The sequence below is a fragment of the Ferrovibrio sp. genome, assembly GCF_041906005.1.
Classification (GTDB): Bacteria; Pseudomonadota; Alphaproteobacteria; order Ferrovibrionales; family Ferrovibrionaceae; genus Ferrovibrio.
In genome coordinates this window covers 1,098,361-1,122,990 of sequence record NZ_JAYRJY010000001.1, presented here as the reverse complement: position 1 = coordinate 1,122,990, position 24,630 = coordinate 1,098,361, and the positions used below count along the sequence as shown (strand labels likewise).

Here is a 24,630-nt window from a genome sequence, read left to right as displayed (position 1 = left end):
GGGCGGAGCCCGCCCCTCCGTTTTCGTGATCGTATCCTGCGACAGCCGCTATGATGTTTTTGTGAGAAATACGCATGCCTTCGCGCGTTATTAGCATCGCATTATCCAATGTCGCTTCGGATCCTCGCGTGCGCCGGCAGTGCCAGGCTTTTCGCGCTGCGGGCTGGGATGTCCTAGCGGTTGGATTTGGAGAGACCGGGGCGACCGCGGATACACCATGGAGCATAGCTGTAACACCAGAACCAGCTGGTGATGCCTCTCTGTTTCGCCGCGCCATCCGCATTCTTCTGCTGCTGGGTTGCAAGGTCCATTCTTCGCTGTGGCAGCCTGTTTACCGGATGCAGTTGCGTCACCGGGCGGTGAGGGAACTGGCTGAAAGCATTGAAAGCGCAACACTGGTCATCGCTAATGACTGGAACTCCCTGCCGATCGCAGCTGAACTTGCAGACCGTTGCGGGGCTCGGCTCGTCTACGATTCCCATGAATATGCCACTGGCGAACGCAGCGAGAATTGGCGCTGGCGCTTATTCTATCCGCAATATATTGCAGCAATTGAGAAGACATTTCTACAACGCATTGCTGTTCTCTCTACTGTATCGCAGGGTATTGCCGAACTGCTGGAGCGCAACTACCGCCTCGCGCAAAGCCCAGTGGTGATCCGCAATGTTCCTGTCTATCAGGAGATGCCCTGCAGACCTGTGGGGCAGAATATCCGGATTCTTTATCACGGCGTTGTAATTCCGGGGCGTGGACTGGAGGCGCTGGTGGCCAGCGTGAAGCAGTGGCGACCAGGAATTCAGCTGACTATTCGTGGCCCGGCGAATGCAGACTATATCGCACATCTTAAGCAGATTGCCGGTGATGCAGCGCAGCGTATCGAGTTTGCGCCGCCGGTCGCGGTACAGGATCTTGTTCGCATGGCCAATGAGGCGGATGTCGGGATCCATGTCCTGCCGGCTCATTCTGATGAGAATCGGTTGGCGCTGCCGAACAAGTTTTTTGAATACATCATGGCGGGTCTTGCCCTATGCATTTCTGATGTTCCGGAGATGCGAGGATTGTTGCAGCAGCACCAGGTCGGCTGGGTGCTGCAGGAGGATGGGGCGGAGGCGATTGCGGCAATGGTCAATGCCATGACGGTTGAGGCGATTGAGCAATGCAAGCGGAATGCACTTCTGGCAGCGAAGACGCTCTGTTGGGAAGCGGAAGCTGACGTGATGATAGCTGCCTATACGGGCGGGGATTGAAGTCATGTGCGGAATCTGGGCATCGGTTGATCTGGGCGGTGGCGCGGCGGCTTTGCGTCTTTTGGCGCATCGGGGCCCCGACAGAGATGCCCTGCGGAGCTTCGAGCTGGCTGGCCGGACGGTCGAGCTCGGCCATCGGCGTCTGGCCATCATTGATCTGGATCATCGGGCCGATCAGCCGATGGAGGATCCGGACGGGCGCTATTGGATTGTCTATAACGGCGAAATCTACAACTACCTCGAGCTGCGCGCCGAACTTGAGGCAGCGGGGGAGGCATTCGTCACCCGGTCGGATACGGAAGTGCTGCTTGCGGCAGTGCGCCGCTGGGGTGAGGCCGCCCTGCCGCGTCTTGTCGGCATGTTTGCGTTTGTCATTCTCGACCGGACCAATAACGAACTGTTCGTTGCCCGCGATCCGTTCGGGATCAAGCCGTTATTCTGGGTGCAGACGGCGCGTGGCCTGGCTTTCAGTTCCGAGATTCCGCCGCTGCTTGAACTGCCGGGCATCAGCCGGCGGGCGAATGCGGCGCAGCTGTATAAGTATGTCCGACTGGGCAGCACGGATGGCCAGGCCGAGACCATGTTCCGGGATGTGCATTCGTTCCCGGCGGCGCATTATGCCCGCATCCGCCTGGATCGGGATGCAGCTGCCGTGCAGCCGGTGCGCTACTGGGCCGCGAAGGCGCGTCCGCAGCAGATCGATTTCGAGACGGCGCGGCAGAATATCCGCGACATCTTTCTCGAAAATATCCGACTGCATCTGCGTTCAGATGTTCCTGTCGGTGCAGCCTTGTCGGGCGGTGTCGATTCCTCATCAGTGGTTGGTGCCATTCGTGTAATCGGCGGCAGCAGCGTCGACATCCGCAGTTTCAGCTTCATTGCGCCGGGTGCCGACATCGATGAAAGCCGCTGGATTGACATCGCAGCACAGGCAGCGGGCGCGCAGTCACATACGGTGCAGGCCACCAGCCAGGACCTAGTCGACGACCTGGACGACCTCATCAGGGTCCAGGGCGAGCCGTTCGGCAGCACCAGTATTTATGCCCAGTATCGTGTTTTTCGTCTGGCGGCGCGCAATGGCGTCAAGGTCATGCTCGACGGACAGGGTGCGGACGAGATTTTCGCCGGTTACCGGCCGTTCTTCGCCGCCAAGCTGGCGGGATTGTTGGCGGGTGGACGGCTGGACAAGGCGCTGCAGTTCTTGCGTGCGGCGTCAAGCTATCCGGATGTAACGGTCCGCGACCTCGCGATCCATGCGCTTGGCCTGTTGGCGCCGGAATGGCTGCGCCCTCTGGGGCGCAAGGTGGTCGGCGCGCCGCTGGCCCCGGCATGGCTGAATGCAGGTTGGCTGGAGCGACAGGGTGTCGGCCTGCAAGAACCCAGCGCCAGTTATGGCCGCCACGCGCTGCACGACCGGCTGGCCGAGAGCCTGAGTGAAACCATCCTGCCTGCGCTGCTGCGCTACGAGGACCGGAATTCGATGGCCTGGTCGATTGAATCCCGCGTGCCGTTCCTTACCACCTCGCTGGTTGATGCGGCCTATGCCTTGCCGGCGGACTATCTGGTCAGCAGCCAAGGCAGCAGCAAGCATGTCTTCCGTGAAGCCATGCGCGGCATCGTGCCGGATGTGATCCTGGATCGTCGGGACAAGATCGGATTTGCGACGCCTGAGAAAAGCTGGCTGCGCGACCTGTCGCCCTGGGTCGACGCCACCTTGGCAAGCCCGGCAGCGGCCGGCGTGCCGCTGCTCAACCTGCCGGCCATCCAGACTGTCTGGGATGGCTTGAAGGCCAGCAGCCGTCCTTTCGATTTCCAGATGTGGCGCTGGCTTAATGTGATCCGCTGGGCGGAATGCTTCAATGTCCGCTTCGACTGAACGGATGACGCATATCGTTTCGGTGACGCCGGTGCCGCTGCATACCGATAGCCGCACCCTCAAGCAGGCGCTGTCCTTTGCCCGGCTTGGATATCGTTCGACCGTTATCGCCGATGGCGTTCGTCACGATGTGACGCCGGACTTCCGCCTGCCGGCGACGCGGCAGACGGCTGCTGCGGCTGGCGCTGCCCGGCGTGGCTGGCAATCCCTGCGTGCGAAGGCCGGGTTGCCATGGCTGGGGCAGGCAATGCTTTTCCTGGCCTGGCTTGCTGCTACGCCCGGCCGGCGGAACCTGCGCCTGTGGCGGCGCCTGCCGGCGGCCGATCTCTATGTACTGCATGAATTCAGCCAGTATCCGGCGATCTGGTTGCGGCGGCGCCTGACCGGTGGCGCGCTGATCTACGATGCGCATGATTTCTATACGGGTATCGAATCGGCAGAGATGCAGAGCGGCTTCGATCGCAACTGGCTATTCCCGTTTTTCCGCCGCCTTGAGGCAGCCTGCATCCGGGCGAGCGATGCTGTTCTGACTGTCAGCGACAGTCTGGTGACGCTGCTGCGCGACGCCTATGGCGCAGAAGCGACGGTGTTGCGCAATGCTCACGATCCCAGTCTGGACAATGTCGATGCGGGCGGGTTGAAGGAGCGGCTGGGGCTGGATGACAGCCACGTGCTGATCGTGACGATTGGCAACCACAAGCCCGGCCAGGCCACAGAGACTTTCCTGGCGGCGCTGCAGCAGCTGCCGGCCCATGTGCATGTCGCCTTTATCGGCCGGGGCTATGAGAGCCTGCAGCCGCAGATCGCCCGTCTGGGGCTGGAGGGGCGGGCCCATATCCCGGGGGCAGCCGCGCCGGGGGATATTGTCCCCTGGGCCAGGACCGCGGATGCCGCCGCCGTGATCTATTATGCCCGTTCGGCCAATTATGCCGGCGCCCTGCCGAATGGCCTGTTTCAGAGCCTTGGGGCGGCTTTGCCGATTTTCTATCCGGACCTACCGGAAATCCGTAATCTCGCCGAGCGGGAAAACTTCGGGATCTGCGTCGACTGGGCCTCGATCCCGGCCATTGTCGCGTCGCTCGACCGCTTCGCGGGCGATACCGGCCTTCGCCAGGCGGAGCGCGAGCGCAGCCGGCAGGCTGGGACCCGGCTGAGCTGGATTTCGGAAGAAGAACATCTAAAGAACGCAATCCTGCGCGTTCTTGCGAATGCCGGGTGAAACGGTTACGAACCCCCCATGTGCGGCATAGCAGGAATGATATCGCTCCGGGGCGAGGAGCTGCCCGATCCGGCACGCCGCCTTGGCGTGATGAGCCGTCTGATCGCACATCGCGGCCCGGATGGCGACGGCATCTGGGTGGACGAGCGTGGCGTCGCGGGCCTGGCGCATCGCCGCCTGTCGATCATTGATCTGTCGAACTCCGCCGCCCAGCCCATGCAGGGGCCGAACGGCACGACGATCGCCTTCAATGGCGAGATTTATAACTACGTTGAATTGGCCGCTGGCCTGAAGGATCACTGGGCCTTCCGCACCGCATCGGACACGGAAACGATCCTGGCGGCTTACGAGCGATACGGCGACGACTGCCTGACACATCTGCGCGGCATGTTTGCCTTCGCTTTATGGGATGCCAAACGGCAGCGGCTGTTCTGCGCGCGCGACCGTTTTGGCATCAAGCCGTTCTATTACACCGTCGTCGATGACATTCTCTATTTCGCATCCGAGGCAAAGGCCCTGCTGCCTTTCCTGCCGGATATCGAGACCGATCCGGCCGCGCTCGCCGAATATCTGACCTTCCAGTATACGCTGGGCGAGAACACGCTTTTCAAAGGCATTCGCCAGCTGCTGCCGGGACATGCACTGGTTTGCGAGAACGGCCGTATCCGGGTGTCCCGCTATTGGGATGTCAATTACGCGATCGACTGGAGCCGCAACGAGCGCTGGTTCTCCAATCGCCTTTCCGAATTGCTGCATGACTCGATGCGCATGCATCTGCGCAGCGACGTGCCTGTCGGGGCCTATCTGTCGGGTGGCGTCGATTCAAGCCTGATGGCGATTATGGCGTTGCGCGCCGATACCGCCAACCGCGACATGTTCCATGGCCGCTTCACCGACTATCCCGGTTATGACGAAAGCGGCTATGCGGCCAAGGCAGCCGAAAAGGCGTCGGGCAAGCTGCATATCGTGGACATCGCTGCGCAGGATTTCGAAAAGAACATCGAGAAGGTCATATACCATCTCGATTTCCCCGTGGCTGGTCCGGGTTCTTTCCCGCAGTTCATGGTCTCGGAAATGGCGGCCTCGAAGGTCAAGGTCGTTCTCGGCGGCCAGGGCGGCGACGAAATCTTCGGTGGGTATGCCCGCTATCTGATTGCGTATTTCGAGCAGTGCATCAAGGCGGCGATCGACGGTACATACCGGGATGGCAACTTCGTTGTCACGATCGAATCCATCATACCCAATCTGGGACTGCTGCGCGAATACAAGCCCGCCATCAGCGATTTCTGGCGCGAGGGTATATTCGGTGCGCTGGACGAGCGGTACATGCGCCTGATCGACCGCTCGACCGACATGCAGGACGAAATTGACTGGTCCGGACTGGACCGGCAGCATGTTGTGAGTGCCTTCAAGGCGATCTTCAACAACACCGCGAATGTCCAGAAGGAAGCCTATTTCGACAGCATGACGCATTTCGATTTCAAATGCCTGCTGCCGGCCCTTCTGCAGGTCGAAGATCGGATGAGCATGGCGCATGGGCTGGAAAGCCGGGTGCCATTCCTCGATCATGCGCTGGTTGAGTTCGCCGCTACTGTTCCGGCCGACGTTAAATTCGCCGGCGGTCATATGAAGCATCTCCTGAAATTGGCTTTCTCCGATGTCCTGCCCCGGGAAATCGTCCAGCGTCGCGACAAGATGGGCTTCCCGGTCCCGTTGAAGGAATGGTTCGACGGCCCGCTGCGCGATTTCAGCTTCGACATCTTCAAGACGATCGGACAGAAGCATCGGCCTCATATTAATGCCGATGCCGTTCTGAGGAATTTCGGCCAGGCCCGGCAATTCTCGCGCAAGACCTGGGGGCTTCTCAGCCTGGAACTGTGGCATCAGGCTTTCCATGACCGGGCGGGCGCCTATCGCGCCATGCTCAAAGAGTATGTTTCTGAAGGTGAGGTCGTACAGGCATGAAGGCGCTTATTACCGGTGGCTGCGGCCAGGTGGGTTCCCATATCGCAGAGATGTTGCTGGCGCGCGGCGATCAGGTTCTGGCAATCGACAATTTCGCCACCGGCCGCCCGGAACACCTGCCGTCCCAGAACAACCTCACCCTGGTCGACGGGGATATTGCGGACAAGCCGCTGGTCGAGCGCCTGTTCGGCGACTTCAAGCCTGACGTCGTCGTGCATACAGCGGCGTCGTACAAGGATCCGAACGACTGGTATACCGATGCCCGCACGAATGTGGTTGGCGGAGCCAACTTGGTGCGCGCCTCCCTGGACAACAAGGTTGGCCGTTTCATCTATTTCCAGACCGCGCTTTGCTATGGCGTGAAGCCGCTGCAGCAGCCGATCCAGCTGAACCATCCGAAGCTGCCCGCCAACAGCAGCTATGCGATCTCCAAGACCGCGGCGGAAGATTATCTTGAAATCTCGGGATTGGATTTCGTCACTTTCCGTCTGGCCAACGTGATCGGTCCCCGTAATGTCAGCGGACCGTTGCCGATTTTCTTCCAGCGCCTGCGCGACGGCAAACGCTGCTTCGTCACCTTGGCGCGCCGCGACTTCGTCTTCGTCAAGGATCTGGCGCGCACCGCGCTCAAGGCGGTCGACGGCAAGGGGCATGGCGCCTATCACTTTTCATCCGGCAGCGACATCGCCATCAAGGAATTGTATGACGCCGTCGTCGAGGGGATGGGGCTGAATGCCTATCCGGAGCCGGAGATCCGTCCGCTTGGTCCTGATGATGCGCCGTCGATTCTGCTCGACCCCTCGCGGACCTTTGCCGATTTCGGCGCCGTCGAATTCACCGGCCTGAAGGATATCGTCAAGGCGGCGATCCCGTATTACCGCGAGCATGGCGTGCATGGCGAATACACGCATCTCAAGGTCGATGCAAAGTCCTGACGGAGTGAACTGACCGTGCGGATACTGATCACCGGCGGAGCGGGGTGCCTTGGCAGCAATCTGATCGAGCGCTTTATTCCAGCCGGATACCAGGTTCTTGCGATCGACAACTTCGCTACCGGCAAGCGCGAGGTTCTGCCGCCGGTCGCCGGCCTCACTGTCGTCGAAGGCAGTATCGTCGATCGCGGTCTGATGGATCGCTGTTTCGACGATTTTCGTCCGACGCATGTCATACACAGTGCGGCGGCCTACAAGGACCCGGCGGACTGGCGGGAAGACACGGCGACCAATGTGACGGGCACGATCAACGTGGCCGAAGCTGCGCGCCGGCATGGGGTGAAGCGCCTGGTTAATTTCCAGACGGCGCTGGCCTATGGGCGACCCGACAGCGTGCCGATCCCGGTGACGCATCCCGCCCGGCCCTTCACCAGCTATGGCATCTCCAAAGCTGCGGGTGAACAGTATCTGCTGATGTCTGGCCTGCCGGTGGTGTCGTTGCGCCTGGCCAATGTGACCGGGCCACGCCTGGCGATTGGTCCGATCCCCACTTTCTACAAACGCCTGAAGGCAGGGCAGAAATGTTTCTGTTCCGACACCGTGCGCGACTTCCTCGACATGGAGGATTTCTTTGCATTGATGGATTTGGTTATGGCGGATGGTGGGCCGACCGGTCTGTTCAATGTCTCGACCGGCGAGGGGCGAAGCATCAAGGATGTGTTTGACGCCGTAGTGACCTATCTCGGCATCTCGTTATCCGAGCCGGTTCCCGTTGTGCCGCCGGGTGCCGACGACGTGCCGGCCGTGGTGCTTGACCCATCGGAAACCGAACGGGCTTTTGGCTGGACGGCCCGAATCGGCTTTACCGAGACGATCGAGCGTCTGCTGCGCTGGTATGACCGCTACGGCGTGACGGATATCTACAGCCATCTTGCCGCGCCGAAATCCTGACCGGACGGCATCGGCGGTCTGCCGTTCTTGCGCAAACCGGCGGTTCTTCAAACCGCCGGTTTTTCTTGCCCCGCGTCAGCCCTGAAGGGCCGCTTTCTGGGCTTTCTTTCCTGCGTGACGACCTTTGCGAAAACGCGAGAAGTGTGCCATTTTCTGACGTGCCGGTTGTAGATTCTCCCGGCTGATCGAGTTGCGTGCAGGTGGGGAACGAAATGGGCGAAACGACATTTGCGGGCGCGCGGCTGCTCGTGGTCGGTGGCGCCGGATTTGTCGGCAGCAATCTGGTGCTGAAGCTCCTGGAGCAGAATCCGCGCGAGATCATCATCGTCGACAATTTGCTGTCTTCCGATATTGCCAATATCCCGGCCGATCCCCGCATCCGGTTTGTCTACGGACCGATCACGGATGACCGGATTTTGCGCGAGCTTCCCGACGATCTCGATTATGCTTGGCATCTGGCCTGCTATCACGGCAACCAGAGCTCCATTCACGATCCTCTGGCGGATCATGAGAACAACACGCTGACCAGCCTCAAGCTCTTCAATCGCCTGAAGGATATGTCTGGCCTGAAAAAGGTGGTCTATGCCGCGGCGGGTTGCGCGGTGGCGGAGAAGACTTTCGACGAGGCAAAGGCCACGCAGGAGGATGCTCCTGTCTCGCTGTATCACGACAGTCCTTATTCGATCAGCAAGCTGATCGGCGAGCTCTACGGCAATTACTTCTGGACCCGGCACCAGTTGCCGATCGTCAAGGCCCGTTTCCAGAATGTCTATGGTCCGCGTGAGATGCTGGGGGCGGGCCGCTGGCGTGGCACCGTGCACACAGTCTGGCGCAATGTGACTCCGACTTTCATCTGGAAGGCGCTCAACAAGGAAGCACTGCCGCTCGACAATGGCGGCAACGCCAGCCGCGATTTCATCTTCGTCGAAGATATGGCGCGCGGCCTGATGGCCTGCGCGGCGCGCGGCAAGGCCGGCGATATCTACAATCTGGCGTCGGGCGTTGAAACCACCATCCTGGAACTGGCGCGCATCATCAACGAAGTCACAGGCAATCCGACGCCGGTCGATCTGCGCCCGGCGCGCGACTGGGACCGATCCGGCAAGCGTTTCGGCTCGACCGAGAAATCCCGACGCGAGATCGGTTTCGAGGCCGGCGTCTCTATCCGCGAGGGTATCGAAAAGACCGTGGCCTGGACCCTGGCGAACAAAGCCAATATCGCTCGCTGCATGGCGCAGCACGACTATTTCATGGCGCATCTCTGATCGGGTCATGTCGAAGAAGATTCTCACTGTCATCGGCGCGCGCCCGCAGTTCATAAAGGCTGCGCCGGTCAGCCGTGCCCTGAAGGCGGCGGGATTGGATGAGCGTATCATTCATACCGGGCAGCATTTCGATGCCGACATGTCGGATATCTTCTTCGATGAATTGCGCATTCCCAAGCCGGCGCATCATCTGAGTGTATCGGGTGGCGGTCATGGCGATATGACCGGCCGCATGATGCAGGGGCTGGAGCCGGTTTTCCTGCAGGAAAAGCCGGACTGGGCGCTGGTTTACGGCGATACGAATTCTACCCTGGCCGGTGCGCTGGTCGCCGCCAAGCTGCATGTGCCGGTGGTGCATGTCGAGGCCGGCCTGCGCTCCTTCAACAAGCGCATGCCAGAGGAAGTCAATCGCATCCTGACCGATCATGTCAGTGCCCTGCTGCTCTGCCCGACGCAGATAGCGATCGACAATCTGCGGAAAGAGGGCATTACCCAGGGCGTGCATCATGTCGGCGACGTGATGTACGACGCCGTGCTCGAGAGCCGCGAATTCTCCAGGGCAAAGCCGGATATTCTGGCCGGCTTCGGTGTCCAGGAAGGGCGGTATGCACTGGCCACCCTGCATCGTGCGGAAAATACCGACCGGCGCGAACGTCTGGAAGCGATGCTCGATTTTCTACGGCAGCGCACGACCTCCGGACTTTCTGTGCTGCTGCCCATGCATCCGCGCACGCGACAGAAGATCGCAGAGTTCGGCCTGTCCACTGCCGGGATCACGGTCTGCGATCCGGTCGGATATCTCGATATGGCTCGCCTGCTTTCCGCCTGCGCTGAGGTGCTGACTGATTCAGGAGGCGTGCAGAAAGAGGCCTATTTCCATCGCAAGCCCTGCATCACGCTACGCGACGAGACCGAGTGGGTGGAAACCATTTCGCATGGCTGGAATCGGCTGTGGACCACGGCTACCTATATGGCCCGCAAGGATATCAGCGATTATGGTGATGGCCGCAGTGCGGCCCGCATCGCGACTTTGATTCAGGCGGCATGATGGCTGACGCGATCCGCACCGCTGTTCTCTATGCCGATTATACGACCCGGCTGAGTTACTATGACGATTGGCTGGACGCCTTCCAGCAATCGTCGCATTACGATGTCACGCCTATCAACATCTGCGGCAAGGGCGCCGAAGAGGCTGTTCGCAAAGCGGCACGCGACGCAGATCTAATCATCCTTCTCCACTCGACGAATGGCGACACGACGATCTATCTGGAGCCGTTCTCGGCCATTCTGGCTGAACGCCGCGGCAAGCTCCTGGCTTTCATCGGCAATGAGGTCAACCTGCCGGGTTCGCCGATTGCCGCCAAGCGTGATGTGCTGGCCAGGATCATGCCGGACTTCATTGGTACGCAGCTTCTGCTCGAGGCTGGCGAGTTCCTGTGGGGCGATCTGGTACGCAACCGCGTTGTCGCTTTGCCGCACGCCCTGAATCCTGCTGCCTTCACGATCCGGAACGACACGGCGGATCGGCCGATTGATATCGGCGTGCGCGCGGTGCGATACCTGCCTTATCTGGGCGACGATGATCGTAACCGGTTGCACGACCTCTTTCAGCATCACGATTTCGCCCCTGATATCCGGGTGGACATCAGTTCCGACCGGTTCGACCGCGACGGTTGGGCCAATTTCCTGAATTGCTGTAAAGGCACGGTCTCGAGTGAAGCTGGGACCTGGTTCATCGAGCGTGACGATGCGACGATCGAAGCTATCCGTCGCTGGGTAATGCAGCGCGCCGGTGGGCGCCTGGTGATTGCCAATGATTCCGTGTTGCGGCGGATCGGGCACAAACTGCCATGGCGTGTCCGGGCGTTGGCGCGACGGGTGATGAGCCGGGGCTATATCCGTCACGAATCAACGATTAACGAAGAGCTGGATTTCGACGAAATCTATCAGGCCTTCTTCGCTGGTCGTCCGATTCCGGCAGTGCACGGCAAATGCATTTCGTCCCGGCATTTTGATGCCATTGGCGCCGGGACTTGCCAGATCCTTTTGGAGGGCCGTTACAACGACCTCCTGCAGGCAGACGTGCACTACATTTCTCTGCAGAAAGACTATGCCAATATTGGCGAGGTGATGCGGCGCTTCGGCGACGAGGCAGAGCGCAGAAAGATCATCTCCGCCGCGCGGGAGCATGCCTTGGCGCACCATACTTACGTGCACCGCATGGATGAGATTTTCCGGATTGTTTCCGAGGCATCGCCGGCGATGCGGCAAGCCGTGAACAGCTCACACTAGGCTGCCCTGCAGATCGTAAGGCCCGGCCTTCTCGATCTTGACCTTGACCATGTCGCCGACCTTCACATCGGCGGCATTTTTTATTTTCACGATACCGTCGATCTCCGGCGCGTCGGCAAAGCTGCGGCCGGTGGCGGTGGTGCGCTTGGTTTCGTCGACCAGCACATCGAGCGTGCGGCCCACAAACCGTTTCAGACGGCGCGCGCTGATTTTTTGCTGCGTTGCCATGAAGCGTTCCCAGCGTTCCTGCTTCACCTCGCCGGCAACGTGACCAGGCAGGTCATTGGCACCCGCCCCCTCGACATTCTCATATTTGAAACAACCGACGCGGTCGAGTTCGGCTTCTTCCAGCCAGTTCAACAGGAACTGGAAATCGGCCTCGGTCTCGCCGGGGAAACCGACGATGAACGTGGAGCGGATGGCGAGGTCGGGGCAGATCCCGCGCCAGGCCTTGATGCGCTGCAGAACCTTTTCCTGGTTGCCGGGCCGGCGCATGCTCTTCAATACGCGTGGCTCGGCATGCTGGAACGGGATGTCGAGATAGGGCAGGATTTTGCCGTCCGCCATCAGCGGGATAACCTCGTCCACATGCGGATAGGGATAGACATAATGCAGCCGCACCCAGGCGCCGAGGCTGCCCATGGCATCAGCCAGTTCGGTCAGGCGCGCCTTCACTTTGCGCTCACGCCACTGGCTTTCGGCATGTTTGAGGTCGACGCCATAGGCCGAAGTATCCTGCGAGATCACCAGCAGTTCCTTCACGCCGGCCTTCACCAGACGCTCCGCCTCATACAGCACATCGTTGGCCTGCCGGCTTTTCAGTTTGCCGCGCATGGACGGTATGATGCAGAAGCTGCAGCTGTGATTGCAGCCCTCTGAAATTTTCAGATACGCGTAATGGCGGGGCGTCAGCTTGATACCCTGCGGCGGCACCAGGTCGACGAAGGGGTCATGTGCCGGCGGGGCGGCATCATGCACGGCCTCGACCACCGCTTCGTATTGCTGTGGTCCGGTCACCGCCAGCACATCGGGGAACAGGCCGCGGATCTTTTCCGCTTCCACACCCATGCAGCCGGTGACGATAACCCGGCCGTTCTCGCGCATGGCTTCCCCGATCGCCTCCAATGATTCCTGCTTGGCGCTGTCGAGGAATCCGCAGGTATTCACCAGCACCACATCGGCGGCATCATAGGAACCGGAGATGGCATAGCCTTCGGCGCGCAGCTTGGTGATGATGCGCTCGGAATCGACCAGTGCCTTCGGGCAGCCGAGGCTGACGATGCCGATCTTGGCTGGTTCGGCGGCCGGGGCGGCTTTTGCGGTGGCGGATTTGCTCATGGCGGCGGGCTTATACGCCTCAAATACTGGGCTGGCTAGGGCCCGTTCAGGCCGCCGCGACCTGTCGAAGCGGCATCTGGGTCCGGACCAGCCGGCCCAGCAGGGAGATCAGCAGTATGGCGCGGTTGCCGTCCACGGCTTCCTCGAAGAGGGCCTCGGTATCGGCCATCGGACCCTCGACGATCCGCAAAGTCTGGCCCCGCCGGAAGCCGGGCGGGTTCAGACGGATATAGCCCTTTTCATCTTCGCGGGACCGGATTTCCTCGATGACGGGATCGGGCACCGGAATCGGTCTGTCGCCGCTCATTACCAGGCCGATGACGCCGCGTGTACCATTCACCGAACGCCAGCGCTGGTTTTCCGTATCGATGCCGACGAACAAATACCGCGGAAACAGCGGGGCATCCACGATGCCGGTGCGTCCGGCATGCCGGCGCAGCTTCTGATAGAGCGGCAGATAGACCCCGAAATTCTGGTTTCCCAGCTCGCGTGCGGCCATCGCTTCCTTGCCGGGCTGGGTGTAAACCGCATACCACTTCGTCATGCCGCCCGCTCCCGCTTTTGCGAAGGCGTGTTTTGATGGGTGATGTGCAGCAGCCGTGGCGCAATCAGGCGTTCCTGGCCCAGCAAGCCGATCAACTGATCGTAGATCTGCTGCGGCGCGGTGCTGTCTGCGATAACCACCGCCTCTGCGCCTGCCGCAATGGCGGCATCCAGGTCTCCAACCACCGGATGGCCGTGGAAATGTTCGATATTGCGGCCGGGAGCGATCACGGCGGCGACGGTAACCCCGACGGAGGACGCCGACAGAAGGGCAATCTCCGCCAGTTCGCCATTGCCGGCGATCGCGACCCTGGTCATACCGCGAGCCAGCAGGACCTGGAAGGAATCCTCATACTGGCTGCGGGCATGGCGGAAAAAATTCAGGGACGTGGCAAGGTATTCCGCCACCAGCCGGCTCTTTTCAGCAAAGCCTTTCGGCGTGAGGTAATAGGCATACCGGCGCGCTGGCGCGGTCTGGATCTTGATCAGGCCCTTTGACACGCAGCGGCGCAGCAGTGCATTGGCGAGGCCAAGCGCCATGCCCAGCTGGCTGGCCAGGCTGCGTTGGGTGTGCTGCTCGGCGCCATCCACGGCTGACAGCAGGGCCACCATCGTGGCGGCGTCGGAGCCGGTTTCGCCTGATTTGCCCGTTTTATCGTTCATGACATGAACGATAAGGCTTGGCGGTGTCCCGGTCAAATAGAATAGCCTTTTGATTCAGAAGGCTGTTTTCATTATGCCAGCAGCCGTTCCACCGCCGCCGCCATCCGCAGCAGGCGCCGGTCCTGGCCGTTCCGGGCCACCAGCATCAGGCCGACGGGGAGCCCCCCGGGGCGCAGGCCGGCCGGCAGGGGCAGGGAAATGGCGCAGAGATCGAAGAAATTCCCTACCGAGGTATTGCGCAGCAGCAGCATGTTGGCGGCCGTGAAGGCCGCTTCACTGGCGGCCAGATCGGCGATTTTTGGGGCCCGGATCGGGGTGGTCGGCAGGATCAGGGCATCCAGGTCGGCCAGATCGGCATCCATGGCCCGGATCAGTTCCGGCCGGCGGCGTTGCATAAAAATGTAATCGGCTGCTGATATCGCCCGTCCACGTTCGATCCGGCCGCGCACCAGCGGATCGAAATCTTCTGGCCGGCAGTCCAGGGCGGCCTGATGCACGAAAAATGCCTCGCTCGGGGCAAAACCGCCTTTTGCATTCACCGTCAGCATCTCGGCCAGCAACGGCAGCGGATGATCGCCAAGGATCGTTCCGGCCTTGCCCAGCCGGCCCAGTGCGGCTTCGAAGGCCTGGGCCACTTCCGGCTCCATCCCGTCCAGCAGCGGGCCGCGCGGAATGCCGAGCCGCAGCCCTGCGAGCGGGGCGGGGCTGAGCGGCTGCGGCGTGTCGCCCGCCATGACCGCATCGGCCAGGGCGCAGTCGGCGACGCTGCCCGCCATCGGGCCGATGCTGTCGAGCGCGAAGGAGAGTGGGAAGGCGCCTGCGGTCGGCACCCGGTACTGGCTCGGTTTGAGGCCGACGATGCCGCACATCGCGGCCGGGATGCGGGTCGAGCCGCCGGTATCCGAGCCGATGGTGATCTCGGCCATGCCGTCGGCAATCGAGACCGCACCGCCGGAGCTGGAGCCGCCTGGAATCCGGCTGCGGTCCGCCGGATTGCCCGGGGTGCCGTAATGGGGGTTGATGCCCACGCCGGAGAAGGCGAATTCGGTCATGTTGGTCTTGCCGATGATCACGGCGCCGGCCTGGCGCAGCCGGGCGATCGCCGGCGCCATGGCCGTGGCAGGCGGTGCGTCCCGCAGCAGTTTTGAACCCGCCGTGGTCGGCTCGCCGGGCATGTCGAACAGGTCCTTGACCGACACGATCCGGCCATCCAGCGGGCCGAGCGGCAGGCCCTGCCGCGCCCGGGTGTCGGCGGCCTCGGCTTCGGCCCGCGCGCGCTCGGCATAAAGCCGGGTAAAAGCGCGACTGCCTTCGCCGGCCGGATCGGCGGCCTTCGCCAGGCAGGCTTCAAGTCGCTCCCGGGCAGAGGCGGGCTTGGGCGAAACAGTCATGGAACTCTCCGGCTGTATGGAATGGGAATAGGTCGCACTATCGCCAATCCTGCCTGTGCGGCAAGGCCTAGCGGCCCGGTTGGCCGCGCTTCATACTTGGCCCATGGATTTCGTTCGAATCTATGCCCGGGTGCTGGGCCTGCTGAAGCCCGAGCGGCCGCTGGCCATCCTGCTGGCGCTGGCCAATATCGGTCTGGCCGGCGTGGGCTTCATCGAGCCTATCCTGTTCGGCCGCATCATTGACGTGCTGTCCAATTCCGCCGGTTTGTCGCCGGATGAAAGCTGGGCGGCAACCATCCAGCTGCTGCTGATCTGGTGTGTGGCCGGCATCGGCGGCATCCTGGCCGGCATCCTGGTTGCCCTGCACGCCGACCGCCTGGCCCATCGCCGCCGCCTGGCCGCCATGGCGCTGTATTTTGAACACGTGCTCAGTCTGCCGGCCGCATTTCACAGTGGCACCCACTCGGGCACGCTGCTCAAGATCATGCTGAACGGCGCCGACAATCTGTTCGGCCTCTGGCTTGCCTTCTTCCGCGAGCATCTTTCCACCTTCGTGGCCGTGCTCGCGCTGCTTCCCTTGTCACTGTACCTGAACTGGCGGCTGGGCCTGCTGCTGATCGCCCTGATCGTTGTCTTTGCCCTGGTCAGCGCCATTGTGGTCGCGAAAACCGAAAAGGCTCAGGGCCGCGTGGAGGCCTATCATTCGGAACTGGCCGCGCGCGCCGGCGACGCGCTGGGCAACGTGGTTCTGGTGCAGAGCTTCGTGCGCTTGGCATTGGAGGCGCGTGACCTTGCCACAGTGATGGAGCGCCTGCTGAAGGCGCAGTTCCCGGTGCTCAACCTCTGGGCGCTCATGACCGTGCTCAGCCGCATGGCCTCCACCATCACCATTATCGCCATCTTCGTGCTGGGCAGCTGGCTGCATCTGCACGGTGAAACCACGGTTGGCGAGATTGTCAGCTTCATGGGTTTCGCCACCATGCTGATCGGCCGGCTGGAAGCCGCCATGGGCTTCGTCAGCCGCATGTTCTTCCAGATGCACAGTCTGGGAGAATTCTTCCAGGTGCTGGATACCGAGGCTGCCGTGCGCGACAGGCCCGGTGCCCGCGATGCCGGTACCCTGAAGGGCGACGTGGTGTTCGAGAACGTTACGCTGTCCTACGACACGGCCCGGCTGGCGGTCACCGACCTCAGCTTCGAAGTGCCGGCCGGCAGGACGGTGGCGCTGGTGGGGCCGACAGGGTCCGGCAAGACCTCGTCGATGGCCTTGCTCAGCCGGCTATGGGATCCGCAATCGGGCCGCATCCTGATCGACGGCACCGATATCCGCGATTACACGCTGGAAAGCCTGCGCCGCAATATCGGTGTGGTGTTCCAGGACAGCGCCGTGTTTCATCGTTCCATCGCCGACAATATCCGCATCGGCCGGCCGGAGGCGAACGATGCCGAGGTGGAGCAGGCGGCAAGGCTGGCCGAAGCGCATGACTTCATTATGCGTCAGCCCAAGGGATATGCCACGCTGGTCGGCGAGCGGGGGGTGAATTTAAGCGGCGGCGAGCGCCAGCGCCTGGCCATCGCCCGCGCATTGCTGAAGAACCCACCGGTCCTGATCCTGGACGAGGCGACGTCCGCCTTGGACGCGGCCACCGAGGCCCGCATCCAGAAGGCGCTCGATGCCCTGATGCGCAACCGCACCACCTTCATCATCGCGCACCGGCTTGCCACCGTTCGGCAGGCCGACCTGATACTCGTGCTGCAGCAGGGGCGCATCATCGAGCGCGGCAGCTTCGACGAACTGGTGCGGCAGGGCGGGCTTTTCGCCGATCTGGTGCGCACCCAGTTCCAGGGGGCGCATTGAGGTGGCGAGCATGGTTTGCCGAATCGGCCTGATCGGTTTCCTGCTGTCGGCATTGTCTCTGCCTGCCTTTGCCATGGACCTCACGGGTTTATGGTATGGCGAACGGAAGCTTGGCGGCGGGATGTTCGTGCAATGGCTGTCCAATCGTCGTCCGGATGGTTTTTTCGACATCGAGTTCCGTTACTACAAGGGCTGCAAATCCGAACGCGTTGAACGGCAGATTGGCCGCTGGACATCGGGTGGAAATATCCTGGCTACGCAGGTCTATATGATTGACGGTGCGCGCACCGATATCCGCCATCGCTATATCATTGAGAAACTGGAAGACGAGGTGCTGCACTACCGTCATGTGCAGACCGGAACGCCGTTCGCAGCGCGACGGCTGCCGGCAGGATCTGATTGGCCCGGTTGTACGGGCGACGCGCTGTCCTAATTTCGGCTAACGCCAGACCCGGCGTAGCCGATCGCCTTCCGGTGCCGGTTCCGCAGCTGGCGCCACCGGTTTCGGTGTCGCTTCGCGTATGGCCTGCCGTTCCTCCCAGGCCTTGCGCAGCTTTTCATGCCCCTCGATGCTCTGCACTGTGAGCTCGCATTCGTTGGCGATACTCATCATGACCTGGCGGTCGATCCGGGCGTAGGTCTTCATCTTCGCCATCACGCAGTCTTCCCTGGTCTGCGTTACTCCCGGAACGTAATAGCGGTCATCGCCACGGCTGCCAGGGCGCAGCATCCAGCCCACGCCGGCCAGCGCGAGAATAATGGCCAGGACGGCGCCGCCCGTGATGAGGCGGCGTGGGTTCAGGTTCTGGAAGGATAACTGGGGCAAGGCGATCCGGGCTCCGCGTCGGCAGGCAGCATAAACCGGAATCCCCTCCCCGAGGCAGGCCGATTCTGATAGGCAGCCTTATTTTGCCAGGAATGGCAGGTTCAGGCCCTGCTCCTGCGCGCATTGCACCGCGATGTCATAGCCGGCATCGGCATGACGCATCACACCGGTGGCAGGATCGTTCCACAGCACGCGCTCCAGTCGTCGTGCCGCCGCCGGCGTGCCGTCGGCCACGATCACCACGCCGGCATGCTGCGAAAAGCCCATGCCGACGCCGCCGCCATGATGCAGCGAGACCCAGGTGGCGCCCGAGGCGGTATTGAGCAGGGCATTCAGCAGAGGCCAGTCGGATACGGCATCCGAACCATCCTTCATGGCCTCGGTCTCGCGGTTCGGGCTGGCGACCGAACCGGAATCGAGGTGATCGCGACCGATCACAATGGGGCCTTTCAGTTCGCCATTCGCCACCATCTCGTTGAAGGCGAGGCCGAGGCGATGGCGCTGGCCGAGGCCGACCCAGCAGATGCGCGCAGGCAGGCCCTGGAACTTGATCCGCTTGGCGGCCATGTCGAGCCAGGTATGCAGGTGCGGATCGTCGGGGATCAGCTCCTTCACCTTGGCATCGGTCTTGTAAATGTCCTCCGGGTCGCCTGACAGAGCAACCCAGCGGAACGGGCCGATGCCTTTGCAGAACAATGGCCGGATATAGGCAGGCACGAAGCCGGGGAAGTCGAAGGCTTCCGCCACGCCCACTTCCTTGGCCATCTGGCGGATGTTGTTGCCGTAATCGAAGGTGGGGATGCCCATCTTCTGGAAGGCCAGCATGGCGCGCACATGCTCGGCCATCGAGGCCTTCGCTGCGATCACCACGGCCTGCGGATCGTGTTCCTTGGTCTTCTCCCAGCGATCCAGGCTCCAGCCGGCCGGCAGATAGCCGTTCAGCGGATCGTGGGCGCTGGTCTGGTCCGTTACAGCGTCGGGGCGGATGCCACGCTTTACCATCTCGGGCAGGATTTCGGCGGCATTGCCCAGCAGGCCGATGGAAACGGCGCGGCCGGCCTTTTTCGCCGCCTCCAGCATGGCCAGCGCCTCATCCAGGCTGCCGGCCTGCATGTCGAGATAGCCGGTGCGCAGACGCATCTCGATGCGCGAGGGCTGGCATTCGATGGCGATCATCGAGGCGCCGGCCATGGTGGCGGCCAGAGCCTGGGCCCCACCCATGCCGCCGAGGCCGGCCGTGAGGATCCAGCGACCCTTCAGGCTGCCGCCGTAATGCTGGCGGCCCATTTCCACAAAGGTTTCGTAGGTACCCTGTACGATGCCTTGGCTGCCGATATAGATCCACGAGCCGGCGGTCATCTGGCCGTACATCATCAGGCCCTGGCGATCCAGTTCGTTGAAATGCTCCCAGTTGGCCCAGGCCGGCACCAGATTGGAATTGGCGATCAGCACGCGTGGCGCATCCTCGTGGGTGCGGAACACGCCGACCGGCTTGCCCGACTGCACCAGCAGGGTTTCGTCGGGTTTCAGTGCGGTGAGGGCCTTCTGGATCTGGTCGAAACTCTGCCAGTTGCGGGCCGCGCGGCCGATGCCGCCATAGACCACCAGTTCTTCCGGCTTCTCGGCCACATCGGGGTCGAGGTTGTTGCGCATCATCCGGTAGGCGGCCTCGATCTGCCAGTTGCTGGTATGCAGGTCGCTGCCATGCGGGCTGCGGATGACGCGGGAATTGTCGCGGCGGGATGATACGGACATGGTAGCCTCTGACTCACAGGTAGGTGCGCTTCGACGTGCCATCGGCGCGATAGGAAAAGCGGGTGGCGAAACGGTGAGCATGGCCCGGGTACCACAGCGTCGCGGCTGACACGATCTGGCTACCCGACCAGGTGCGGCGCCGCAGGCGCAGGCAGGGTTCGCTGGCTGCCATCTTGAGCAGCTTGCGGATGCGGGCATCGGGCATGGCCGCCTCGACGATATGCTCGACCTCCGAGGCCGGCGCGGCCCGCATGAGGAATTCGTTCGGCGTCACGGTTTCGAAATCGGTTTCCAGATAGCCCGGTGCGGTCTGCGGATTGACGAAACGGTCCTCCACCTGCAGCGGGATGCCATCGGCCATGTGCACCAGGAGGGAATGGTAGACACTGGTGCCGGTGGAAAGACCCAGCTCGCGGGCGACCTCAGGGGTGGCTTTCTCGCTTTTCAGCAGTTCGACCCGGGCGGAATGCCGCTGGCCGCGCTCGCGGATTTCCTCGGCGATGTTGCGCAGCTCGACCAGGTTGAAGATCGGGCGCTTCTCGGCCACGAAGGTCCCGGTGCCCTGCACGCGCACCAGCAGACCCTCGTGGGTCAGTTCCCGCAGCGCGCGGTTGACGGTCATGCGGCTGACCTTGAGCAGCCGCACCAGGGTGCTTTCCGACGGCACCTGGTCGCCGGCGCGCCAGTCGCCGGCCTCGATATGCTTGACGATGTATTCCTTGACCCGCCGATAGCGCGGGGTTGGCCCGCTGGAGGCGCCTGGCCCGGTCATGACGTCTTCCTGCCCCTGTTTGGTGCGGGAAGTATAGGTTCAATTGTATATACAAGTCCAGCCGGGGAATGGCCGCTTGCGGCCACGGGCTGGAAACCTTAATGATGCCTGGCCGGCAGGACCCAATTTCCACTGAGGAGCGAGCATGGCGGCCGTCCGCCCGGGGGTTTCCTTTGTCATCCCCGTCTATAACAAGGCGCCTTATCTGAAGGATGTGCTGGCAGCTATCCAGGATCAGGACGGCGATTTCGACCGGGAGTATATTTTCGTCGACGATGGCTCGAGCGATGGATCCGCCGATCTGCTGCGCGCGCTGACGGCGGACTGGCCGAACACGATCATCCATCGACAGGACAATCAGGGTTCCGCCCATGCCACCAATCGCGGCATCGAGCGGGCCAGCATGCCATTCGTGAAGTTCGTCGATGCTGACGACCTGATCGGCCGGCCGGCCACCCGATTGCTGCTGGAAACGTTGATCGCAGAACCAGGCGCCGTACTGGCCTATGGCGGCACCGTGTACTATCCCCCCGAAGGCCCACTGCCTGACCTTGCGGCCCCTGTCGATGCCGGCGAGCGTCTTGTCATGCCCTCGCCGGTCCGTGCCGCCTTGCGGAATTCGCTGTTCAATCCCACACAATTCCTTGTGCGCACCGATGCGTTGCGCCGCTCCGGCGGCTGCGACGAACGCGTGGTGCATTCGCAGGAATACAGCCTGACCCTGCGTCTGGCACGGCTGGGCAGCTTCATCCGGATCGATGCGCCAGTGGCTTATCGGCCGGCTGTCGTTCCTGGCAGCCTGGGCACCCATCAGGGGCGCCAGCTCAGGCGGGTCACCATGGCCTGTGCCTATTTCCTCCGCGATTTTCCCGATCTGGATGTCGGCCTCAGAGATTTTGCCGTACGCCGCGCCGCCGGGCGGGCCTGGAAATACGCGCGCCGCAACAAGGGGGCGGGATGGTTCAACAGCGTCTGGCCCTGGCGCAACCTGCTCAGCTACCTGCCGCTGCCCCGCGACCACGCCGCCTTCGTTGAAGGCTGCGCTGCGGCTTTTGACTAAAATCCGATGTGCGGTCTGGCCGGCATATTCGATCCCGCCCACAGTCAGGTCGCTGCGCGACTGGAAGGCCTGACACGTGCCATGGCCGAGCAGCTGGTGCATCGGGGGCCCGATGACGCCGGTGTCTGGCACGATGCCGCCGCCGGCGTGGCGCTGGGTTTCCGCCGACTTGCGATCATCGACCTCAGCCCCGCCGGCCATCAGCCGATGGCCTCGGCCTCAGGCCGCTATGTCATCGCCTTCAATGGCGAGATATACAATTTCACCGAACTGCGGCGCATGCTGGCTGATGGTGGGAACGGCAACTGGCGCGGTCATTCCGATACTGAAGTCCTGCTGGCGCTGATCGAACGCGATGGCGTGGAACGCGCCCTTGCGCTGGTGGATGGCATGTTCGCCTTTGCGCTGTGGGATTGCGCGGAACAACGCCTGACGCTGGCGCGCGACCGCTTCGGCGAGAAACCCCTGTATTATGGCTGGCATGCAGGCGTTTTCGCCTTTGCTTCCGAACTCAAATCCTTTGCGGCCCTGCCGCAATGGCCGCCGCGCCTGGATCCGGGTGCCTGCGCGGCCTATTTGCGGCATGGCTGGTTGCCCGGCCAGCAGAGTATTTTTGCCGGGATTTCACGCTTGGGACCCGGTCAGTTCGCCATCATTGAGGCGGGCCGTCGGCAGCCGCGAATAACCACCTACTGGTCGGCGCCGGAACGGGCCGCAGCGGTTGCGGGACGGTTTTCCGGCAATGAAGACGACGCCGCTACGGAACTGGAACGCCTGCTGCGGCTTTCGGTCGATCGCCGCATGATATCGGACGTGCCGCTGGGAGCGTTCCTGTCCGGGGGCACCGACAGCAGCATTGTTGCCGCCCTGATGTGTGCCAGTGGCAGGTCGGTGCGCACCTTCACCATCAGTTTCCCCGACTGGGCCAATGACGAGGCGCCGTATGCCGCTGAAGTGGCCCGGCATCTCGGTGCCGAACACAGCGCAATCCCGATGACCGAACGGGATTGCCTCGACCTGGTGCCGGGTCTGGCCACGATGTACGACGAACCCTTTGCCGATGCCTCGCAGATTCCCACGGCCTTGCTCTGTCGGGCAACCAGGCCGCATGTCACGGTGGCGCTCTCTGGCGATGGCGGCGATGAATTGTTTGGCGGCTATCCTCGTTATTACGGTGCCGAGCGGGCCTGGCACCGCGTAGCCCGTAAGCCTGCATGGGTGCGCGGCATAGCTGCGTTTGTTGCAGACGGCATGACAGGGCAGGATTGGCCGCCGCTGCGCCGTATCCGGCGCAAGCTGGAACCCTATGCAGCCGGCGCACCGGAGCTACTGTATCGCGATGCCCTTTCCTGGTGGACTGCCGGTGATGGCCTGCTTCCGGACAACGCATCAGCCGCGGAGCCCTGGCAGGCCGCGGCGCGGCCCCTGGCCGGTCTGCCGTCGCTGGCGCAGCGCTTCATGGCGATGGACGCTGCCCTGTATCTGCCCGACGACCTTGAAACCAAGATCGACCGCGCCAGCATGGCGGTGTCGCTGGAGGTACGCGCTCCGTTGCTGCAACCGACACTGGCGGAATTCGCCTGGTCGCTGCCGATGGCAATGAAATACCAGGCCGGTCGGGGCAAGCATCTGCTGCGGCAGGTGCTGTACCGCCACGTGCCACAGGCTCTGATCGACAGGCCGAAACAGGGGTTCGATCCGCCGCTGCGCGACTGGTTGCGTGGCCCCTTGCGTGACTGGGCCGATGATCTGATCGCTTCGGATGATCTGTCCTGCGGCGGACTGTTCGATCCACGTCCTGTACGCAACCGATGGGTCGAACATCGTTCCGGCCGCCGCAACTGGGCATTTCCGCTATGGGTGATCCTGATGTTGCGATCCTGGTACGGGAAAACCTGCGTCACGCCATAAGCGGCGAATTGTCGTTTTTGTCATCTTGCGGTATGCAGGCCTCATGGAGACTTACCGGGAAGACTTCTACCAAGCCCTTGGCGAAACCGCCGAGCCGTCGTCGCGCGTCATCCTGCCCATGTTATTGCGGCATCTGGCTGTAGCCTCGGCTGTTGATATCGGCTGCGGCGATGGAGGCTGGTTGGCCACGCTGCAACAGTCTGGCGTTGCCGACATCTACGGTGTGGACGGCCCCTGGCATAGCGGCAAGTCGCTCAAAATCCCGCTCGACCGGTTTCAGCGTACCCCTCTGGATAAGCCGCTCCAACTTGGCCGAAAATTCGATCTGGCGATAAGCTTGGAAGTTGCAGAGCACCTGCACGAGGAACGCGCGGCGGGGTTCGTGGCGGAACTGACGGCGCTGGCCCCTGCAGTGCTTTTTTCTGCAGCAATACCGGGGCAGGGCGGCCTCAATCATTTCAACGAGCAATGGCCCGCTTATTGGGCCAACCTGTTCGAGCGGCATGATTATGCGGCGATCGACCTGTTCCGGTTTTCTGTATGGAACGATCCTCGCGTGGCGTGGTGGTACAAGCAGAATATCTTGCTGTATGTCGAGCGCGCCCATCTGGCGGCGCATCCGGCGCTTCAGACGCTGGTGATCGCACCGGACGAGATCCTGCCGCTGATTCACCCTGAACCATGGCAGCGTACGCTGCGTCTTTCGCAACCCCGCATCGGCCGCTGGTTGCGGATGCTGCCTGCCGTTATCCGGCGCAGCCTGTAG

At 62.3% G+C, this 24,630-nt stretch carries 21 protein-coding genes; 14 read left to right on the top strand and 7 right to left on the bottom strand.

Features of this window, described 5'->3' with window-relative positions; all coding sequences use genetic code 11:
• The first annotated feature begins 74 nt into the window (after positions 1-74).
• The 9 genes from ACE3OO_RS05455 (at position 75) to ACE3OO_RS05415 (ending at position 11,747) form a co-directional block, all read left to right on the top strand.
• Entirely contained in the window at positions 75-1,247 is a 1,173-nt protein-coding gene (locus ACE3OO_RS05455; RefSeq protein WP_374300555.1) for a glycosyltransferase family 4 protein, read from the top strand.
• Between the two features lie 4 nt (positions 1,248-1,251).
• Positions 1,252-3,123 (top strand): asparagine synthase (glutamine-hydrolyzing), encoded by a 1,872-nt coding sequence (asnB, locus tag ACE3OO_RS05450; protein ID WP_374300553.1) that lies wholly within the window; start codon positions 1,252-1,254, stop codon positions 3,121-3,123.
• On the top strand, positions 3,107-4,342 hold the full coding sequence (locus ACE3OO_RS05445) for a glycosyltransferase (protein WP_374300551.1): 1,236 nt from the start codon (positions 3,107-3,109) through the stop codon (positions 4,340-4,342). Before asnB (ACE3OO_RS05450) ends, ACE3OO_RS05445 begins: the two co-directional genes overlap by 17 nt.
• A gap of 18 nt (positions 4,343-4,360) precedes the next feature.
• On the top strand, positions 4,361-6,307 hold the full coding sequence (gene asnB / locus ACE3OO_RS05440) for an asparagine synthase (glutamine-hydrolyzing) (RefSeq protein WP_374300548.1): 1,947 nt from the start codon (positions 4,361-4,363) through the stop codon (positions 6,305-6,307).
• The gene (locus tag ACE3OO_RS05435) at positions 6,304-7,242 is read left to right on the top strand and encodes an NAD-dependent epimerase/dehydratase family protein (protein WP_374300547.1); all 939 of its coding nucleotides are present in this window, start codon (positions 6,304-6,306) and stop codon (positions 7,240-7,242) included. Before asnB (ACE3OO_RS05440) ends, ACE3OO_RS05435 begins: the two co-directional genes overlap by 4 nt.
• A 15-nt stretch (positions 7,243-7,257) precedes the next feature.
• Positions 7,258-8,190, top strand: coding sequence for an NAD-dependent epimerase/dehydratase family protein (locus tag ACE3OO_RS05430; RefSeq protein ID WP_374300544.1), 933 nt, complete (start codon positions 7,258-7,260; stop codon positions 8,188-8,190).
• Between the two features lie 212 nt (positions 8,191-8,402).
• Positions 8,403-9,455: an NAD-dependent epimerase/dehydratase family protein gene (locus tag ACE3OO_RS05425; RefSeq protein ID WP_374300542.1), complete on the top strand. Its 1,053-nt coding sequence runs from the start codon at positions 8,403-8,405 to the stop codon at positions 9,453-9,455.
• 7 nt (positions 9,456-9,462) lie between these two features.
• Positions 9,463-10,503: a non-hydrolyzing UDP-N-acetylglucosamine 2-epimerase gene (gene wecB / locus ACE3OO_RS05420; RefSeq protein ID WP_374300540.1), complete on the top strand. Its 1,041-nt coding sequence runs from the start codon at positions 9,463-9,465 to the stop codon at positions 10,501-10,503.
• Positions 10,503-11,747 (top strand): glycosyltransferase, encoded by a 1,245-nt coding sequence (locus ACE3OO_RS05415; RefSeq protein WP_374300537.1) that lies wholly within the window; start codon positions 10,503-10,505, stop codon positions 11,745-11,747. Before wecB ends, ACE3OO_RS05415 begins: the two co-directional genes overlap by 1 nt.
• On the opposite strand, the gene rimO is transcribed toward ACE3OO_RS05415, so the two are convergent.
• The 4 genes from rimO to ACE3OO_RS05395 all read right to left on the bottom strand — a co-directional run bounded on the left by rimO (position 11,739) and on the right by ACE3OO_RS05395 (position 15,682).
• Positions 11,739-13,085, bottom strand: a complete 1,347-nt coding sequence (rimO, locus tag ACE3OO_RS05410) for a 30S ribosomal protein S12 methylthiotransferase RimO (protein WP_374300535.1) — start codon at positions 13,083-13,085, stop codon at positions 11,739-11,741. The two genes, ACE3OO_RS05415 and rimO, sit on opposite strands and share 9 nt — an antisense overlap.
• Before the next feature lie 46 nt (positions 13,086-13,131).
• The gene (locus tag ACE3OO_RS05405) at positions 13,132-13,629 is read right to left on the bottom strand and encodes a transcription termination/antitermination protein NusG (protein ID WP_374300533.1); all 498 of its coding nucleotides are present in this window, start codon (positions 13,627-13,629) and stop codon (positions 13,132-13,134) included.
• Complete coding sequence (locus ACE3OO_RS05400) at positions 13,626-14,291, bottom strand: winged helix-turn-helix transcriptional regulator (protein WP_374300531.1); 666 nt, start codon at positions 14,289-14,291, stop codon at positions 13,626-13,628. Before ACE3OO_RS05400 ends, ACE3OO_RS05405 begins: the two co-directional genes overlap by 4 nt.
• 71 nt (positions 14,292-14,362) lie before the next feature.
• On the bottom strand, positions 14,363-15,682 hold the full coding sequence (locus tag ACE3OO_RS05395) for an amidase (protein WP_374300529.1): 1,320 nt from the start codon (positions 15,680-15,682) through the stop codon (positions 14,363-14,365).
• A gap of 103 nt (positions 15,683-15,785) precedes the next feature.
• Between ACE3OO_RS05395 and ACE3OO_RS05390 the strand changes: the two genes are divergently transcribed.
• Positions 15,786-17,540 carry a glucan ABC transporter ATP-binding protein/ permease gene (locus tag ACE3OO_RS05390; protein WP_374300526.1) on the top strand — a complete coding sequence of 585 codons (1,755 nt, stop codon included), beginning with the start codon at positions 15,786-15,788 and terminating at the stop codon, positions 17,538-17,540.
• Between the two features lies 1 nt (position 17,541).
• Entirely contained in the window at positions 17,542-17,973 is a 432-nt protein-coding gene (locus tag ACE3OO_RS05385; protein ID WP_374300524.1) for a hypothetical protein, read from the top strand.
• A 6-nt stretch (positions 17,974-17,979) separates the two neighbouring features.
• Here ACE3OO_RS05385 and ACE3OO_RS05380 read toward each other — a convergent pair whose 3' ends face one another.
• From ACE3OO_RS05380 to hutC, 3 genes are all read right to left on the bottom strand, one after another.
• Complete coding sequence (locus ACE3OO_RS05380; RefSeq protein ID WP_374300522.1) at positions 17,980-18,366, bottom strand: hypothetical protein; 387 nt, start codon at positions 18,364-18,366, stop codon at positions 17,980-17,982.
• A gap of 78 nt (positions 18,367-18,444) precedes the next feature.
• The gene (hutU, locus tag ACE3OO_RS05375) at positions 18,445-20,121 is read right to left on the bottom strand and encodes a urocanate hydratase (protein ID WP_374300521.1); all 1,677 of its coding nucleotides are present in this window, start codon (positions 20,119-20,121) and stop codon (positions 18,445-18,447) included.
• 13 nt (positions 20,122-20,134) lie between these two features.
• Positions 20,135-20,893, bottom strand: a complete 759-nt coding sequence (gene hutC, locus ACE3OO_RS05370; protein ID WP_374300519.1) for a histidine utilization repressor — start codon at positions 20,891-20,893, stop codon at positions 20,135-20,137.
• 145 nt (positions 20,894-21,038) lie between these two features.
• Here hutC and ACE3OO_RS05365 point away from each other — a divergent pair, with 145 nt between their 5' ends.
• From ACE3OO_RS05365 to ACE3OO_RS05355, 3 genes are read left to right on the top strand one after another with little or no spacing between them, the layout of a single operon-like run.
• A complete protein-coding gene (locus tag ACE3OO_RS05365; RefSeq protein ID WP_374300517.1) occupies positions 21,039-21,953 on the top strand; it encodes a glycosyltransferase family 2 protein in 915 nt (304 codons plus the stop codon).
• Between the two features lie 6 nt (positions 21,954-21,959).
• Positions 21,960-23,864, top strand: coding sequence for an asparagine synthase (glutamine-hydrolyzing) (asnB, locus tag ACE3OO_RS05360; protein ID WP_374300515.1), 1,905 nt, complete (start codon positions 21,960-21,962; stop codon positions 23,862-23,864).
• A 43-nt stretch (positions 23,865-23,907) separates the two neighbouring features.
• Positions 23,908-24,630, top strand: a complete 723-nt coding sequence (locus ACE3OO_RS05355; protein ID WP_374300513.1) for a methyltransferase domain-containing protein — start codon at positions 23,908-23,910, stop codon at positions 24,628-24,630.

Coding starts and splice junctions, on each gene's coding strand:
- ACE3OO_RS05355 (WP_374300513.1), top strand. CDS start 23,908: ATGGAGACTTACCGGGAAGACTTCTACCAAGCCCTTGGCGAAACCGCC.
- ACE3OO_RS05435 (WP_374300547.1), top strand. CDS start 6,304: ATGAAGGCGCTTATTACCGGTGGCTGCGGCCAGGTGGGTTCCCATATC.
- rimO (WP_374300535.1), bottom strand. CDS start 13,085: ATGAGCAAATCCGCCACCGCAAAAGCCGCCCCGGCCGCCGAACCAGCC.
- hutU (WP_374300521.1), bottom strand. CDS start 20,121: ATGTCCGTATCATCCCGCCGCGACAATTCCCGCGTCATCCGCAGCCCG.
- ACE3OO_RS05390 (WP_374300526.1), top strand. CDS start 15,786: ATGGATTTCGTTCGAATCTATGCCCGGGTGCTGGGCCTGCTGAAGCCC.
- ACE3OO_RS05455 (WP_374300555.1), top strand. CDS start 75: ATGCCTTCGCGCGTTATTAGCATCGCATTATCCAATGTCGCTTCGGAT.
- asnB (WP_374300548.1), top strand. CDS start 4,361: ATGTGCGGCATAGCAGGAATGATATCGCTCCGGGGCGAGGAGCTGCCC.
- hutC (WP_374300519.1), bottom strand. CDS start 20,893: ATGACCGGGCCAGGCGCCTCCAGCGGGCCAACCCCGCGCTATCGGCGG.
- ACE3OO_RS05400 (WP_374300531.1), bottom strand. CDS start 14,291: ATGAACGATAAAACGGGCAAATCAGGCGAAACCGGCTCCGACGCCGCC.
- wecB (WP_374300540.1), top strand. CDS start 9,463: ATGTCGAAGAAGATTCTCACTGTCATCGGCGCGCGCCCGCAGTTCATA.
- asnB (WP_374300515.1), top strand. CDS start 21,960: ATGTGCGGTCTGGCCGGCATATTCGATCCCGCCCACAGTCAGGTCGCT.
- ACE3OO_RS05445 (WP_374300551.1), top strand. CDS start 3,107: ATGTCCGCTTCGACTGAACGGATGACGCATATCGTTTCGGTGACGCCG.
- ACE3OO_RS05365 (WP_374300517.1), top strand. CDS start 21,039: ATGGCGGCCGTCCGCCCGGGGGTTTCCTTTGTCATCCCCGTCTATAAC.
- ACE3OO_RS05395 (WP_374300529.1), bottom strand. CDS start 15,682: ATGACTGTTTCGCCCAAGCCCGCCTCTGCCCGGGAGCGACTTGAAGCC.
- ACE3OO_RS05405 (WP_374300533.1), bottom strand. CDS start 13,629: ATGACGAAGTGGTATGCGGTTTACACCCAGCCCGGCAAGGAAGCGATG.
- ACE3OO_RS05425 (WP_374300542.1), top strand. CDS start 8,403: ATGGGCGAAACGACATTTGCGGGCGCGCGGCTGCTCGTGGTCGGTGGC.
- asnB (WP_374300553.1), top strand. CDS start 1,252: ATGTGCGGAATCTGGGCATCGGTTGATCTGGGCGGTGGCGCGGCGGCT.
- ACE3OO_RS05415 (WP_374300537.1), top strand. CDS start 10,503: ATGGCTGACGCGATCCGCACCGCTGTTCTCTATGCCGATTATACGACC.